At 60.8% G+C, this 15,537-nt stretch carries 17 protein-coding genes; 6 read left to right on the top strand and 11 right to left on the bottom strand.

From position 1 onward, the window contains the following. Positions 1-501, bottom strand: a complete 501-nt coding sequence (locus RGV59_RS03065; protein WP_322246873.1) for an ATP-dependent zinc protease — start codon at positions 499-501, stop codon at positions 1-3. A 172-nt stretch (positions 502-673) separates the two neighbouring features. On the opposite strand from RGV59_RS03065, the gene RGV59_RS03070 reads away from it, so the two are divergent. Continuing rightward, a complete protein-coding gene (locus RGV59_RS03070; protein ID WP_322246874.1) occupies positions 674-1,579 on the top strand; it encodes an acyltransferase in 906 nt (301 codons plus the stop codon). A gap of 3 nt (positions 1,580-1,582) precedes the next feature. On the opposite strand, the gene RGV59_RS03075 is transcribed toward RGV59_RS03070, so the two are convergent. Further along, complete coding sequence (locus RGV59_RS03075) at positions 1,583-1,786, bottom strand: hypothetical protein (RefSeq protein ID WP_017847868.1); 204 nt, start codon at positions 1,784-1,786, stop codon at positions 1,583-1,585. A gap of 303 nt (positions 1,787-2,089) precedes the next feature. On the opposite strand from RGV59_RS03075, the gene RGV59_RS03080 reads away from it, so the two are divergent. Continuing rightward, positions 2,090-2,566 carry a hypothetical protein gene (locus RGV59_RS03080; protein WP_052743389.1) on the top strand — a complete coding sequence of 159 codons (477 nt, stop codon included), beginning with the start codon at positions 2,090-2,092 and terminating at the stop codon, positions 2,564-2,566. Between the two features lie 66 nt (positions 2,567-2,632). Here RGV59_RS03080 and RGV59_RS03085 read toward each other — a convergent pair whose 3' ends face one another. Then, on the bottom strand, positions 2,633-3,205 hold the full coding sequence (locus RGV59_RS03085; protein WP_017847870.1) for a DUF2780 domain-containing protein: 573 nt from the start codon (positions 3,203-3,205) through the stop codon (positions 2,633-2,635). A 136-nt stretch (positions 3,206-3,341) separates the two neighbouring features. On the opposite strand from RGV59_RS03085, the gene RGV59_RS03090 reads away from it, so the two are divergent. The 4 genes from RGV59_RS03090 (at position 3,342) to RGV59_RS03105 (ending at position 5,453) form a co-directional block, all read left to right on the top strand. Continuing rightward, positions 3,342-3,800 carry an anti-sigma factor domain-containing protein gene (locus tag RGV59_RS03090; RefSeq protein ID WP_017847871.1) on the top strand — a complete coding sequence of 153 codons (459 nt, stop codon included), beginning with the start codon at positions 3,342-3,344 and terminating at the stop codon, positions 3,798-3,800. An 84-nt stretch (positions 3,801-3,884) separates the two neighbouring features. Then, positions 3,885-4,193: a hypothetical protein gene (locus RGV59_RS03095; protein ID WP_416152038.1), complete on the top strand. Its 309-nt coding sequence runs from the start codon at positions 3,885-3,887 to the stop codon at positions 4,191-4,193. A 148-nt stretch (positions 4,194-4,341) separates the two neighbouring features. Next, complete coding sequence (locus RGV59_RS03100) at positions 4,342-4,824, top strand: DUF3757 domain-containing protein (protein WP_158243624.1); 483 nt, start codon at positions 4,342-4,344, stop codon at positions 4,822-4,824. Positions 4,825-5,051: 227 nt separating this feature from the next. Further along, on the top strand, positions 5,052-5,453 hold the full coding sequence (locus RGV59_RS03105) for a DUF3757 domain-containing protein (protein ID WP_322246875.1): 402 nt from the start codon (positions 5,052-5,054) through the stop codon (positions 5,451-5,453). Positions 5,454-5,481: 28 nt separating this feature from the next. On the opposite strand, the gene fdhA is transcribed toward RGV59_RS03105, so the two are convergent. The 8 genes from fdhA to RGV59_RS03145 all read right to left on the bottom strand — a co-directional run bounded on the left by fdhA (position 5,482) and on the right by RGV59_RS03145 (position 15,455). Then, a complete protein-coding gene (gene fdhA, locus RGV59_RS03110; RefSeq protein WP_322246876.1) occupies positions 5,482-6,681 on the bottom strand; it encodes a formaldehyde dehydrogenase, glutathione-independent in 1,200 nt (399 codons plus the stop codon). A 180-nt stretch (positions 6,682-6,861) separates the two neighbouring features. Beyond that, positions 6,862-7,719 carry a formyltetrahydrofolate deformylase gene (gene purU / locus RGV59_RS03115; protein WP_046487903.1) on the bottom strand — a complete coding sequence of 286 codons (858 nt, stop codon included), beginning with the start codon at positions 7,717-7,719 and terminating at the stop codon, positions 6,862-6,864. A 171-nt stretch (positions 7,720-7,890) separates the two neighbouring features. Beyond that, positions 7,891-8,523 (bottom strand): sarcosine oxidase subunit gamma, encoded by a 633-nt coding sequence (locus tag RGV59_RS03120; RefSeq protein WP_046487905.1) that lies wholly within the window; start codon positions 8,521-8,523, stop codon positions 7,891-7,893. A gap of 109 nt (positions 8,524-8,632) precedes the next feature. Continuing rightward, a complete protein-coding gene (locus RGV59_RS03125; protein ID WP_322246877.1) occupies positions 8,633-11,650 on the bottom strand; it encodes a sarcosine oxidase subunit alpha in 3,018 nt (1,005 codons plus the stop codon). Next, positions 11,647-11,949, bottom strand: a complete 303-nt coding sequence (locus RGV59_RS03130; protein WP_275959521.1) for a sarcosine oxidase subunit delta — start codon at positions 11,947-11,949, stop codon at positions 11,647-11,649. The genes RGV59_RS03125 and RGV59_RS03130 overlap by 4 nt, the downstream gene beginning before the upstream one ends. 15 nt (positions 11,950-11,964) lie before the next feature. Then, a complete protein-coding gene (locus RGV59_RS03135; RefSeq protein WP_003209185.1) occupies positions 11,965-13,215 on the bottom strand; it encodes a sarcosine oxidase subunit beta in 1,251 nt (416 codons plus the stop codon). A gap of 22 nt (positions 13,216-13,237) precedes the next feature. Beyond that, positions 13,238-14,491 carry a serine hydroxymethyltransferase gene (glyA, locus tag RGV59_RS03140; RefSeq protein ID WP_017847878.1) on the bottom strand — a complete coding sequence of 418 codons (1,254 nt, stop codon included), beginning with the start codon at positions 14,489-14,491 and terminating at the stop codon, positions 13,238-13,240. Positions 14,492-14,726: 235 nt separating this feature from the next. Beyond that, positions 14,727-15,455 carry a TraX family protein gene (locus RGV59_RS03145; protein ID WP_322246878.1) on the bottom strand — a complete coding sequence of 243 codons (729 nt, stop codon included), beginning with the start codon at positions 15,453-15,455 and terminating at the stop codon, positions 14,727-14,729. Positions 15,456-15,537 lie beyond the last annotated feature (82 nt).

A 15,537-nucleotide genomic window follows, 5' to 3' on the forward strand; every position in this document is an offset into this window, starting at 1 on the left:
TCAGCAGTCCGGCTTGTCGGCGGTGTAGCGACGCGCCGGGTTCACCGCGGCGCCGAACTCACGCAGGGCCTTGGCGCCGATCAACAGCGGGTAGTTGAAGCTGCTGCGGTCGGTGAGGTTGACCTCGACGGTGCGCTTGACGTTGCCCAGGCACATTTCCAGGTCGATCACCGGGCGCGTGGCCACGGTGGCTTCTTCCTTGTCCTCGTCTTCGTCGGCGCGGCTCTTGATCTTGCTGATGCGCGCCACCTTGTGTTCGTAGACTTTGTTGCCGGCGTCCTTGCCGCCGACGCGGAAGCGCACCCAATCGTCGCCGTCACGGGTGAAGGTCTCGATGTCACGGGCCGACAGCGAGGCGGTCAGCGCGCCGGTGTCCATCTTGGCCTTGAAGGTTTCGCCGATCTCCGGCAGTTGGATGTATTCGTAGCGACCGTAAACGGTCGGTTCGGCGGCCATGACGGGCAAGACCACCAGGGCGAGCGAGGCAAGGAGCAGTTTCACGAAGTGATTTCCTCGGAAAGAAGTAGGCGAATTCTAGACCGCAAAGGCAGCACTTAGTTAGTTCGGCAACCATACCCGGCATATTGTGAAACATTCGTCGGGCGATTTGCGATTTGGCCTCTAGACGCCGCTCTCTTATTATGTCCCGCCCACAGGATTCCAAGAGTTACTTATGCGCCGCCTGCTCACCGGCTGTTTCGTCTCGCTGCTGCTCCTGCTCAACACCCTGGTCCTGATCGGGCCGCTGACGGTGTTTGCCCTGCTCAAGCTGGTGGCCCCCGGTCGCTATCGCGATTACGCGTCATGGGCCGTGATGTGGATCGCCGAGACCTGGGCCGAAATCGACAAACTGATCTTCGCGCTGTGCATCCCGACCCAATGGGACATCCGCGGCGCAGACGACCTGCGCGGCGACACCTCGTACCTGGTGATCAGTAACCACCAATCCTGGGTCGATATCCCCGCGCTGATCCAGGCCCTCAACCGCCGCACGCCGTTCTTCAAGTTCTTCCTGAAGAAAGAACTGGTCTGGGTGCCCTTCCTCGGCCTGGCCTGGTGGGCACTGGATTATCCGTTCATGAAGCGCTACACCAAGGCGTTCCTGGCCAAGCACCCGGAACTGGCGGGCCAGGACTTGAAGATCACCCGCCAGGCCTGCGAGCTGTTCAAGCGCCAGCCGGTGACGGTGGTCAACTACCTGGAAGGCACCCGGTTCAGCGAGGCCAAGCGTGCCCAGCAAGGCTCACCGTTTGCCCGCCTGCTCAAGCCCAAGGCCGGCGGCGTGGCGTTTGTGTTGGCGGCACTGGGCGAACAACTGGATGCCGTGCTCGACGTGACCGTGGTCTATCCGCAAGCGAAGACGCCGGGGTTCTGGGATCTGATCAGCGGGGCGGTACCGAAGGTGATCATCGATATCCGCACCCGTGAGCTGGACCCGGCGCTGTGGCAGGGCGACTACGAAAACGACCTGGCGTTTCGCCAGGTCGTGCAGAACTGGGTGAACCGGCTCTGGATGGAGAAGGATCAGCGGATTCAGGAACTGCGAGGCGAAACCGCTGGGGCCTTATTGGCAAAGTAACCGTTACGGGCGCTTAGGCCACGTGGCCGAATCGTCACCGGTACGCCACCCGTGCGCTATCTCGATGGTGTCGTGACTGCTCACGGTATCAGCCTGCTCCTGGCTGGCGTCGTGGGGCGCTTTTCCTTGCTCTGCGGCAGCGGGCTTGTGGGTCGCGGCGTGATACGAAGCGCTAGCGAGAGCGTTGTAGGTGTTGACGATGTTCATGGAAGACTCCTACCTGACCGGATTGAAGAATCCACCTCAGGAGGGTTGGTTTTCCTGGGGCAGTCCCCGTAGGTGGTGAAACATCCCACACAGTTCCTCGAGAGTTGTTGCGCAGCATTGCCAAACGAGGGGCTGACTCAATCCTTGGCTACCCGCGCCCCACGCCTGGACTCGCTTGCCCTGCTGCGAACCCGCGATAGGGCATCGTCTGAAAACGCATAAAAAACTGTCAGAGTTAACAGTTCCGCCCGCCTTGGGCGGCTGATTAGGCTAAGGACTCCATCTCAGTCGAGTGCCCTGATCATGACCATCAAAGTCCTCTTCGCCGGCATAGCGTTACTGACAGCAGCGAACATTGCCCATGCAGAAATGGCCACGTGCCCCGCAGTCAGTTCAATAAAAGCTACGCCGTATACCGACCCGGACCTTCCTCCGGACTTCAACCAAGGCTTCAAATACGAAGCCCCCGGGCCCGGTGGCCAGATGTGGGAGGGCCAGTCCACGGCCACAAGCGAGACCTACCTCGAATCTAAATACAACCTGATGTTAGTCAGTGCCGAAATGATCCACGGGAAAATACTCTGCAGTTATGGCGGTACAACACAAAGAGAAAACGCAGAGCCGGTGAACAACGTTTCCAAACCCTATGTTCAATTGGGCCTGCCGTTTAACAACCCGAAGGCCGCGACCGGTACAGCATGGAAAGGAACCAGCTGCGGGAATCAAGGCGGCGCGGTGCCGATCGACGCCTCCCAATGTACTTTTGAGTACCAACCGTAACGCTGTTCCCCGCAACCTGCCGGCCACTTCAAAGCGGGGGCGAACCCGCTTTGAAGGACCACGGCCTTAGCTGCCGGTGCCCCAAGCCTGGCCCAGTTTGCCCAGCAGCGAACTGTTGGCACCCTGGCCGCCCAGGTATTGCAGGATCACCGGGGCGAATTGGCCGATCATGCCGCTGTCCATGCCCAACGCGCTGAACGCGGTGTTCAGGTCGCTGGTGTTCTTCACGTTACCCAGCAGGCCGTCGAGGCCGCTGGTCTTGCTGCCGCCGCTCTGGCCGAGCATGCCGCTCAAGGCACCGAGGCTACCCAACGCATTGCTGCCCGACAGTTGATCGAGACCCGGCACGCTTTTCCCCAGTTGCGAATAGTCGCTGCTGCTCAGTTGGTTCCTGGCCAGGCCCAGCATGGCGCCGGTGCCGCCGACGGCTTGCTCGGGGGTGACATTCAATTGTGAGGTCAGGGCACTCAGCAAACCGGCCGTTTCGGACGACGGCGCAACGGCAGCGGCTTTGTTGTTGCCGCCCTGCATACCGGAAATCGCATTGGCCGCATCGCCAAGGCTGAACCCGGCGGCGAATACCGGGCCGGCTGCCAGGGTCATCAGGCAGGAAAGGGCGAAACCGCGTGAAATCTTCATCGAAACAACCTCTGGATGTAGGGGTGAAAGCAGGCGTTTGACTGGCCTTTTCGTCACTTGTTCCAAACCCGCTCCGGAACCCAACTGCGATAAGCCGGTCCATGAACTGACTACAAAATTTGTCAGGAAGAGACTTATGACGACGATCCACCCCCAAGTGATTGATCACAAGCCTTCATTCTGGAGCCGCCCGCGCCTGTTCATCGGCGCCTGCGCTGTAGTGGCCGCCGGTATCGGCGGCGCGCTCTACACCCAGGACAGCGTCAAATCCGCCGCCACCCTGGTGACCACCACCCAGCAGCCGGCAGCGCAGATCATGGCCCACAAGGACTACCTGGAAGTGCAGCCGATTGCCTCCACGGCCCCTGCCCCTGATCAGAGCCTGGAACTGTGGGCCATCCCCGAGGACGGCACGCCGGTATCCCTCGGCCTGTTGCCGGAAAATGGCAAAGGCATCATCGGCTTGAATCCACGCCAGCAGGAATCCATCAGCAAACCGGTGGGCTTGATGGTGAGCTCGGAAACCAAGGGTGGATCGGTGAGCAAGCAGCCGACCGGGCCGACGGTGTATCAAGGCGCGCTGGCGATTCGTTAAGCCACGGGGTAAACATCAACGAGTCACTGGATCAATCGCCAAAAGCAAGCTCAGCCGGCAGTCCGCCAGTCGTGAGCGAGAGCCGTGGTTGCTGACAAGCAATCTGAAGCAAAGCGAGTGGAATTCAGCAAAATCGTGGCAATTTATAAGCGGCGTATGCAGATCGAAGGAGGCTTCCGAGATGTGAAAAGTGAGCACTTGGGGCTGGGTTTTAATCTGCATCGAAGCATGAGCCCAAAGCGAATAGAGGTGCTGCTGTTGATTGCTGCGCTCACCAACTATCTCCTCTTTTTAACCGGGCTTCAGGCGCGAGAACGTGATCAACCACAAACTTTCCAGCGCAGGGGCCTCATAAAAGCCGGAGTCACCACAACCGCAATGAAGAACCATTAACGCCAGAAAGACAAACAGACCCTACTTATATCAATAAACAATTAACAATATCTCAAATCAATATAAAAACTGTCAATTTCAACAGTAGAGCAATAAGCCTTGGCTCCGGATGATGGCCCTCCACACAATGAAAATGGAGCACAAGACCATGCACGCCAAAGTATCAATTGTCACTCTTCTCCTTCTAACAGCAGCAGCCAGCAACACCTACGCGGGAAACTGCGCGTACGCGTTTAATATAGCCAAAGTAGGCGATTCCTACGTTGCAGATGGCGTTGAAGGCGCACGTTCACAGTGGACTTCCAGCGCCACAGCTCCAGATATCAGCCTTTCTAACCTTAGGTTCGTGAACGCCCGCATCCAAAAAGCGAATAATGAAACAGATCCAAGCAGAAAAAAAGATTGGAGAGTTTTTTGCCGCTACCAAGACCAGAACAATCAATTTATAACAATGTCTTTTAATCCAGGCCAACCCATCAAAGCTGTAGGCGGAAATTGGAAAAGTGTGGCCACAGATAGCTTTGACAGAGAAGTCAAAGCTAAAACCAAATCACCCAGCGACATGACGGAGGCTGATATTATTGCGAGGGACTGCGTTAAGTCATCGCCTGAAGAGTGTCCGTATCAATAAGTTTTATAAAAATAAAGAGTGTGGCCAGAACGCCACTCTCTTTTAATACTCGGGCGGCGCATCATCCAGTCTGATCACCTGCACGCGTGTCGATTTTTTGCATCTCTGGCAATAAAAAACCACTCTTTAATCTCAACTTCTTCTAAAGCACTGTCACTTCTAACAGTAGCTGCCGCCGGAACATCACCTGCAGCATAGAGCCTTCCACGCCCCACAGGAGTTGGGCTATGAAAACTGCACTGCTTGCAGGTGTGTTAGCCACTGTGGCACTGATGAACAACACCCACGCGGCGACTTCCACCTGCCCGCCGATCCAAAACATCAAACAAACGGCGATGGCCAGTGGAGGTTACCGCTATGAAGCATCACAGTCCGATGGACGCATCTGGGCAGGTGAAAACCAGCAGGCGACAGCGTCGTACCTTACTGATTCGACGTTTCACGATGCCCGGTACGATGCCGACCACAAAGCCGTCATCTGCACCTACGAAGGGCCAATGAATAACGACGCGAGCTTTTCGGTCACGCTCAAACCTATCTCTGATTGGAACCTTATCCCTATAGGTGACTGGAAAGGCACGCATTGCGAAGCCCAGGACATTTCCAAATGCTCATTTACGCATGAATGAAAAGGGCGACTCGAAGTCGCCCTTTTCGTTACGCCGCGCTGAACAACTTATGCGGATCAATCACAAACTTCTTCGGCACGCCCGCATCAAACTCGCCATACCCACGCGGCGCGTCATCCAGGCTGATCACCTCAACCCCGGCGATGTCGGCAATGTGAATACGGTCCCACATGATCGCCTGCATCAACTGGCGGTTGTACTTCATCACCGGCGTTTGCCCGGTGTGGAAGCTGTGGGATTTGGCCCAGCCCAGACCAAAACGGATGCTCAGGCTGCCCATCTTCGCGGCAGCGTCGACGGCGCCAGGGTCTTCGGTGACGTACAGGCCGGGGATACCGATCTTGCCTGCCACGCGCACCACGCCCATCAGTGAGTTGAGCACCGTGGCCGGGGCTTCGTGCTTGACGCCGTCATGCCCGTGGCCGCGTGCTTCGAAGCCCACGCAGTCGACGGCGCAGTCCACTTCCGGCTCACCGAGCAAGGCAGCGATCTGTTCGTGCAGCGGCGTGTCGGTGGACAGGTCGACCACTTCAAACCCTTGCGCCTTGGCATGGGCCAGGCGGATGGAGTTGACGTCGCCGATGATCACCACCGCCGCGCCCAGCAGGCGTGCGGAAGCGGCAGCGGCCAGGCCGACCGGGCCGGCACCGGCGATGTAGACGGTGCTGCCAGGGCCAACGCCGGCGGTGACGGCGCCGTGGTAGCCGGTGGGCAGGATGTCGGAGAGGCAGGTCAGGTCGCGGATTTTCTCCATGGCCTTGTCGCGGTCCGGCAGTTTCAGCAGGTTGAAGTCAGCGTAGGGCACCAGCACGTATTCGGCTTGGCCGCCGGTCCAGTCGCCCATGTCGACATAGCCGTAGGCGCCACCGGCACGGGCCGGGTTGACGGTGAGGCACACGCCGGTGTGTTGCTCTTTGCAGGAGCGGCAGCGGCCGCAGGCAACGTTGAAGGGCACGGACACCAGGTCGCCGATTTTCAGGTTCTCGACGTCGCTGCCCTTCTCGATCACTTCACCGGTGATCTCGTGACCGAGCACCAGGCCGGTCTGGGCAGTGGTGCGGCCGCGCACCATGTGTTGGTCGGAGCCGCAGATGTTGGTGGAGACCACGCGCAGGATGACGCCGTGCTCAATCTTCCTGCCACGGGGGTCCTGCATTTTGGGATAGTCGATTTTCTGTACTTCGACCTTGCCGTTGCCGAGATACACGACACCACGATTACCAGACATGCTTTCACCTCGCTGTTGTTTTTATGAAAGCGCGTTGCCCGTGGGTGGGCAGCGCGTTGAGTGCTCGGGGTACAGATGCTGTTTCTTGTGTTGTTTGTTAGGGCCTCATCGGGGGCAAGCCCCCTCCCACATTTGGAATGCATTCCCCTGTGGGAGGGGGCTTGCCCCCGATGGCGTCAGTCAGAGCACCACCGTTCTATTGGCATTCAAAAACACCCGCCGTTCAATGTGATACCCCACCGCCCGGGCCAGGGTCAGCCCTTCAATATCGCGCCCCTTGGCAATCAGATCCTCGGGGTAATGGCTGTGATCCACCACCTCCACACCCTGGGCGATGATCGGGCCTTCATCCAGGTCGTTGTTGATGTAATGCGCCGTCGCGCCGACCAGCTTCACGCCCTTGTTGTACGCCTGGTGATACGGCTTGGCGCCCTTGAACCCCGGCAACAACGAGTGGTGGATATTGATCGCCTTGCCATCCAGCTTGCGGCACAGCTCCGGCGACAGCACTTGCATGTAGCGCGCAAGGATCACCAGTTCCGCGCCGGTCTGTTCGATCACTTGCCACACCTGACGCTCCTGGGACGGTTTGTCGTTGGGGTCTAGGGCGAAGTGGTAGTAGGGAATCTGGTGCCAGTCGGCCAACGGTTTCAGATCGGGGTGGTTGGACACCACCGCGACCACGTCCATCGACAGTTGGCCGATACGCTGGCGATACAACAAGTCGTTCAGGCAGTGATCGGCCTTGGACACCATGATCACCACTTTGGGCCGATAGTTCGGCGCCGTCAGTTCGAAGACCATGCCAAAGGCTTCCCCGCGCGCGGCCAGGCCATCGCGGAACGCTTGCTCATCGAAACCCTCCGGCTGACGAAACTCCACGCGGATAAAAAAGCGCCCTGACAGCCGGTCATCGAACGAGTGGTGCTCGGTGACGTAGCAACCCTGCTCGAACAGGTAGCGGGTGACCGCGTCCACCGTGCCGAGCACGCTGGGGCAGTCGGCGGTCAAAATCCATGTGTCGGGTGCGCGGCTCATGACAGGTCACTCCTCAAGCAAAGCCCGGCCTCACCCACCCCTGTAGGAGCGAGCTTGCTCGCGAAAATCGTCAACGATAACGCGGGCATCCTGGATGACCACGGTGCCCTTGAGGTTTTCGCGAGCAAGCTCGCTCCTACAGGGTGGCGGGTGAGGGGGGTGGGGGTCATATCAGGCTTGAACGCTCAGGCCGAATTCGGCCGAGGCATCCTGCAACCACAACCACCAGTAATCCGAGAAGCTGCGACGAATCACCAGCTCCCAAGTGTCTTCGGCGGTATGGCGGATCACCAATTGCGACTTGGCGAACACCGTGCCCACCGCCTTGCCCACCGGGAAGTTGTTGGGGTGTACGTCGTAGCTGGTGGACTTCATCAGCACGTCGCGCACGTTCGGGCCGCGCAGTTCGAGGATCTGTTGGCCGCCGCTGACATTGACGATCTGGATATGCAGATCGCCCAGGGCGGCACGCAGGTTTTGTTCGGCGGCGAATTCTTCACCGCTCGGCACCACCAGCAGCCACTCGTCCGGGCCGAGCCATTGCAGGCTGGTGTCGCCGTTGACGATCACCGTCAGCGCGCCGGGCAGTTCGATGCCCAGGGCCTTGTGGACGCCAGCGGCGAAGGCGGCGTCATGGCCGTCGCCGCGAATAGTCAGGTGGCCGAGCAGTTTCTTTTCACGCACGGTCACGCCGGCATTCTTGCGGCCCTTGCCGACCAGGCTGGCGAGGTCGGCATGGTGCAGCGACGACTCGGCCTTGGCCCCGGTGGTGGGGCGTTGTTGGTATACGTTGGCTGCTGTCATAGAGCACCTTTGCTGAATTCTGTTGTGTGGCTACTGGCGTCATCGGGGGCAAGCCCCCTCCCACATTTGGAATGCATTCCCCTGTCTCCCGATGGCGCGCCTCGGTCTATCAGATGTTCTGGCGGTCGCCTTTCGGATCAAAGAACACCGAGGACACAATCTCCGCCTCGATCACGCTGCCATCCGCTTGCGGCGAAAACACCCGCTCGCCGATGCGCTTCAAGCCGCCCTTGACCACCGCCAGCGCAAACGAATAACCGAGGGAGTTGTGCGCGTAGCTGGAGGTGACATGGCCGACCATCTTCATCGGGATCGTCTGCTTGGCGTCGAACACCAGTTGCGCGCCTTCCGGCAGCCACACCGCTGGATCGATCGGCTTGAGGCCGACCAATTGCTTGCGATCTTCGCGCACGCAGTCTTCGCGGTTCATGCCGCGCCAGCCGATCCACGAGAACGGCTTGGTACGGCCGACGCACCAGCCCATGTTCAGGTCGTCCGGGGTCATCGAACCGTCGGTGTCCTGGCCGACGATGATGAAGCCCTTCTCGGCCCGCAGGACGTGCATGGTTTCGGTGCCATACGGGGTCAGGTTGTACTTTTTGCCGGCCTCGACGATTTGCTCCAGCACGCCCATGGCGTAGTCGGCCTGCACGTTGACTTCATACGACAGCTCGCCGGTGAACGAGATGCGGAACACCCGCGCCGGCACGCCGCCGACCAGGCCTTCTTTCCAGGTCATGAACGGGAAGCCGTCCTTGTCCAGGTCGATGTCGGTGACTTCGGCCAGCAGCTTGCGGCTGTTGGGGCCCGACAGGGTCATGGTCGCCCAGTGGTCGGTGACCGAGGTGAAGTAGACCTTGAGGTCCGGCCATTCGGTCTGTTGGTAGATTTCCAGCCATTGCAGCACCCGGGCCGCGCCGCCGGTGGTGGTGGTCATCAGGAAGTGGTTGTCGGCCAGGCAAGCGGTCACGCCGTCGTCGAAGACCATGCCGTCTTCTTTGCACATCAGGCCGTAGCGCGCCTTGCCCACGTCGAGCTTGGTCCAGGCGTTGCTGTAGATGCGGTTGAGGAACTCGCGGGCATCCGGGCCCTGGATGTCGATCTTGCCGAGGGTCGACGCATCCAGCAGGCCGACGCTGTCGCGCACCGCCAGGCATTCGCGCTTGACCGCCGCGTGCAGGTCTTCACCGTTGCGCGGGAAGTACCACGGGCGTTTCCACTGGCCGACGTCTTCAAACTCGGCGCCATTCTTCACATGCCAGGCGTGCAGCGCGGTGTAGCGAACGGGCTCGAAGATGTGCCCACAGTGCCGCCCCGCAACCGCGCCGAAGGTCACCGGCGTGTAGTTGGGGCGGAACATGGTGGTGCCCATCTGCGGGATGGTCACGTTCAGCGAACGCGCCGCAATGGCCAGGCCGTTGACGTTACCCAGCTTGCCCTGGTCGGTGCCGAAGCCCAGCGCGGTGTAGCGCTTGACGTGTTCCACCGACTCGAAACCTTCGCGGGTCGCCAGTTCGATGGCGGCCGCGGTGACGTCGTTCTGCAGGTCGACGAATTGCTTGGGCGCCCGTGCAGTGGCTTTCTCGTGAGGCACCTGGAACAGCGCCAGCGTCGGCTCTTCCAGGCGGTTCAAGGCTTTGGGCAGCGTGCCTTCCACCGGGCTAAAACCGGCTTCGCTGGCGGCGCGCACGCCCCCTTCAAAACCGTCCGCCAGGGAATCGCCCAGGCCGTAGACGCCGTTGATACCGCCAACGCACACGCGCTTTTGCGGTGCTTCGCCCGGTACAAAACCGAGGATGTCTTCGCGCCAGGTCGGCTTGCCGCCCAGGTGCGAGGCCAGGTGGACCACCGGGCTGTAGCCGCCGGAGCTGGCCACCAGGTCGCAGTCCAGCCACTCGCCGGGGCTGGTGACGGTATGCGCTTTGACATCGATGGCGGCAACACGGGCGCCGCTCACATGCTTGCTGCCACGGGCTTCGATCACGGCGCTGCCGGTGAGGATACGAATGCCTTTGGCGCGGGCTTCTTCCACCAGCGCGCCGCGTGGGTTATGGCGGGCATCGGCCACGGCCACCACTTTCAGGCCGGCTTCCAACCAGTCCAGAGCGACGCGGTAGGCGTGATCGTTGTTGGTCGACAGCACCAGTTTCTTGCCGGGTGCCACGCCGTAACGGCGCACGTAAGTCGAGACTGCACCGGCGAGCATATTGCCCGGCACGTCGTTGTTGGCGTACACCAGCGGACGCTCGCACGCACCGGTCGCCAGCACCACGCGCTTGGCACGCACACGGTGGATACGCTGGCGCACCTGGCCGATCGGCGCACGGTCGCCGAGGTGATCGGTGAGACGCTCGTGAATGGTCAGGAAGTTATGGTCGTGGTAACCGTTGACGGTGGCGCGGGGCAGCAGCACCACATCCGGCAGGGCTTTGAGTTCGGCGATGACGCTGGCGACCCACTCGGTGGCCGGCTTGCCGTCGAGGCTTTCGCGCGAATCGAGCAACGAGCCGCCGAACTCTTCCTGCTCATCGGCGATGATCACGCGGGCGCCGCTGCGCGCAGCGGCCAGTGCAGCGGCCAGACCGGCCGGGCCGGCACCGACCACCAGCACGTCGCAATGCCGGTTGAAGTTGTCGTAGGTGTCCGGGTCGTTCTCGGTCGGCGAGCGGCCTAAACCTGCAGCCTTGCGGATGTACTTCTCGTAGGTCATCCAGAACGACTGCGGGTACATGAAGGTTTTGTAGTAGAACCCCGGCGGCATCAGCTTGCCGCCGACTTTGCCGAGAATGCCCATCACGTCGTTGTTCACGCTCGGCCAGCCGTTGGTGCTGGTGGCGACGAGGCCCTGGTACAACGCCTGTTGCGTGGCGCGCACGTTGGGAATCTGGGTGGCTTCGGTGGCGCCGATCTGCAGCACCGCGTTCGGCTCTTCGGCACCGGCAGCAAAGATGCCGCGTGGGCGCGAGTACTTGAAGCTGCGGCCGATGATGTCGACACCGTTGGCCAGCAGCGCGGCGGCCAGGGTGTCGCCTTCGAAGCCTTTGTAGGTCTGGCCGTTGAAGCTGAAGGTCAGGACTTTGTTACGGTCGATCCGGCCACCGTTGGACAGGCGATTGATCTGGCTCATACCTTCGCTCCAGCAGCCTTGGCGGTGAATTGTGGCTTGGTGCCGATTTTGTAGGTTTCAAGAATTTCGTAGGTCAGCGTGTCGCGGGTCGCGTTGAAGTACTGACGGCAACCGGCGGCGTGAATCCACAGTTCGTGGTGCAGGCCACGGGGGTTGTCGCGGAAGAACATGTAGTCGCCCCACTCTTCATCGGTGCAGGTGTTGGGGTCCAGCGGGCGTGGGATGTGCGCTTGGCCGGAGGCATGGAATTCCTCTTCGGAGCGCAGTTCGCCACAGTGAGGACAGAAGATATGCAACATAGGGAATTTCTCCTGTTAGTGGGCGACGGCCGCAGCGCCGTGTTCGTCGATCAACGCACCGTTGTGGAAACGGTCGATGGAGAAAGGTGCGGCCAGCGGGTGCATTTCACCCTTGGCCAGGCTCGCGGCAAACACGTTGCCTGAACCGGGAGTGGCCTTGAAACCGCCCGTGCCCCAACCGCAGTTGAAGAACATGTTCGGCACCGGGGTCTTGGAGATGATCGGGCAGGCGTCCGGCGTGGTGTCGACGATGCCGCCCCACTGGCGGTTCATACGCACGCGCGAGAGCACCGGGAACATCTCGACGATGGCCTGGATGGTGTGTTCGATCACCGGGTACGAACCGCGCTGGCCGTAGCCGTTGTAGCCGTCGATACCGGCGCCGATCACCAGGTCGCCCTTGTCGGACTGGCTGATGTAACCGTGTACGGCGTTGGACATGATCACGCTGTCGATAATCGGCTTGATCGGCTCCGACACCAGTGCTTGCAGCGGGTGCGATTCGATCGGCAGGCGGAAACCGGCGAGCGAAGCCATGTGCCCGGAGTTACCGGCGGTGACCACACCGACGCGCTTGGCGCCGATAAACCCCTTGTTGGTTTCGACGCCGATGCACACGCCGTTTTCCTTGCGAAAGCCGATCACTTCGGTCTGCTGGATCAAATCCACTCCGAGGGCGTCGGCGGCGCGGGCAAAGCCCCAGGCCACGGCATCGTGACGGGCCACGCCGCCGCGCCGTTGCACGGTGGCGCCCATCACCGGGTAGCGGGTGTTCTTCGAGCAATCCAGGTACGGAATCTCGTCCGCGACCTGTTTGGCGTTGAGCAGTTCGCCGTCCACGCCGTTGAGGCGGTTGGCGCTGACGCGACGTTCGGAATCGCGGATGTCCTGCAGGGTGTGGCACAGGTTGTAGACGCCGCGCTGGGAGAACATCACGTTGTAGTTCAGGTCCTGGGACAGGCCTTCCCACAGTTTCATCGCGTGTTCGTACAGGTGCGCCGACTCGTCCCACAGGTAGTTGGAACGCACGATGGTGGTGTTGCGCGCGGTGTTACCGCCGCCCAGCCAGCCCTTTTCGACCACGGCCACATTGGTGATGCCGTGCTCCTTGGCCAGGTAATAGGCGGTCGCCAGACCATGCCCGCCACCGCCGACGATGACCACGTCGTACACCTTTTTAGGGGTCGGCGTGCGCCACATCTTCTGCCAGTTTTCGTGGTGGCTGAGTGAGTGCTTGAAGAGGCCGAAGCCCGAGTAGCGTTGCATAGTCATTACTCCAAAACCGCGCTCAGCGATAAACCGGGAAATCAGCGCACAGGGCCGACACGCGCTTGGCCACGTCGGCCTCGACATCGGCGTCGCCGAGGTTGTCGAGGATGTCGCAGATCCAGCCGGCCAGCTCGATGCATTGCGGCACCTTGAAACCGCGCGTGGTCACCGCCGGCGTGCCGATACGCAGGCCCGACGTCACGAACGGCGACTGCGGGTCATTCGGCACGGCGTTCTTGTTGACGGTGATGTGGGCGCGACCGAGGGCGGCGTCCGCGTCTTTACCGGTGAGGCCCTGGCGAATCAGGCTGACCAGGAACAGATGGTTATCGGTGCCGCCGGACACTACATCGTAGCCGCGTTTGATAAACACGCCGGCCATGGCCTGGGCGTTGTCGATCACTTGCTGCTGATAGGCCTTGAAGCCAGGCTCCTGGGCTTCCTTGAAGCACACCGCCTTGCCGGCGATGACGTGCATCAGCGGGCCGCCCTGGGCGCCAGGGAATACAGCGGCGTTGAGTTTCTTTTCGATCGTTTCGTTGGCACGCGCCAGAATCAGGCCGCCACGCGGACCGCGCAGGGTCTTGTGGGTGGTGGTGGTGACCACGTCGGCGTAGGGCAGCGGGTTCGGGTACAGACCGGCGGCCACCAGGCCGGCGACGTGGGCCATGTCGACGAACAGCAGCGCACCGACCTTGTCGGCGATCTGACGGAAGCGTGGGAAATCCAGGGTCTTGGAGTAGGCGGAGAAACCGGCCACCACCATCTTCGGCTGGTGCTCCACGGCCAGGCGCTCGACTTCGTCGTAGTCGATCAGCCCGGTGTCGGTGTTGATGCCGTATTGCACCGCGTTGTACAGCTTGCCCGAGGACGACACTTTGGCGCCGTGGGTCAGGTGGCCGCCGTGGGCCAGGCTCATGCCGAGGATGGTGTCACCGGCGTTCAACAGCGCCAGGTACACCGCGCTGTTGGCGGATGAGCCGGAATGCGGCTGCACGTTGGCGTAGTCGGCGCCGAACAACTGCTTGGCGCGTTCGATGGCCAGGGCTTCGACCTTGTCCACATGCTCGCAGCCACCGTAGTAGCGCTTGCCTGGGTAGCCTTCGGCGTACTTGTTGGTCAGGCCGCTGCCCTGGGCTTGCATCACGCGCTTGCTGGTGTAGTTCTCCGACGCGATCAGCTCGATATGATCTTCCTGCCGCTGCTCCTCGGCATTCATCGCCGCGAGCAGTGCATCGTCATAACCCTGGATCTGGTCTTGTTTGCTGAACATCGCGTCTCTCCCAGCCTTTCGTATTGTTAAGGCCCGTGCAGGGCCCTTTGATGCGATGGTAGGGCTGGCGCAGGCAGGTCAAATGCCTACGGACGCCACGCAAAGGTGCGTTTACGACATTGCTGGAACAACGCAGAACAAATGTGGGAGGGGCTTGCCCCCGATAGCGGTGGATCAGCTTGCACATGCCGTGGCTGACACACCGCTATCGGGGGCAAGCCCCCTCGCACACTGGTTAGGCGATGATTTGACGGACGAGTAGCAGCAGCAGGAAATGCACAGGATAGAGGGCATACGCCCAGCGGCGCATTGCCGGCGGCGTGGCGTTTTTGACATGTCGCAACAGGACCAGGCCGGCCAATGGCGCGATCAGGCATGCCGCCAACCCCATCCACGCCACCGGCGTGCCGCTATCGAGCAGAATCTGCCATTGATTGGCTGCCACACACAGCAGCCCCGGAAATACGCTGAAATACCATGGCCGACGAAACACCAACACCATCGCCCACGGCAGCAATACACCGAAGAAACCGAACATCAGCTGCGTGGAAAACACAGCGCCTATCGCCAGGGAAATCAGCGCCAATCCTCGATCAACCAGCGCCTTCTGCTGCCATCCTCGGGCAACCAGCAGGCCCAACGCCAAGGTGGGCAACACATTCAACGTATCGGCATCTTCGATGAACAGCCGGTACGGCACTTCACTGATCAGGCTGAACAACAGCAACCAGCCCAGGTAACGCCAGCGGCCGCTCACTGGCGCGTCTCGCACCCGATACACATTCGCCGCAATCGCCAGGCAAAACCACGGGAACGCCAGGCGCCCCGGCACATACAGGCCATCCAGGCTCAACCCGACATAACGCAAGTGGTCCAGCACCATGCTCAGCAGCGCCAGCCACTTGAGCAAATCCAAGGCGCCATCGCGGACACGTCCGACAGGAATCGTTTCAGTAGCGTGCATAATTCCCCAGTGACTTTGCATTTACAGTGCGTGTGCACCCCAGACAATCTTGGTTAAAGTGTGCACCAACATCGACCACAGG

This window comes from Pseudomonas sp. FG1 (assembly GCF_034313875.1).
GTDB lineage: Bacteria > Pseudomonadota > Gammaproteobacteria > Pseudomonadales > Pseudomonadaceae > Aquipseudomonas > Aquipseudomonas veronii.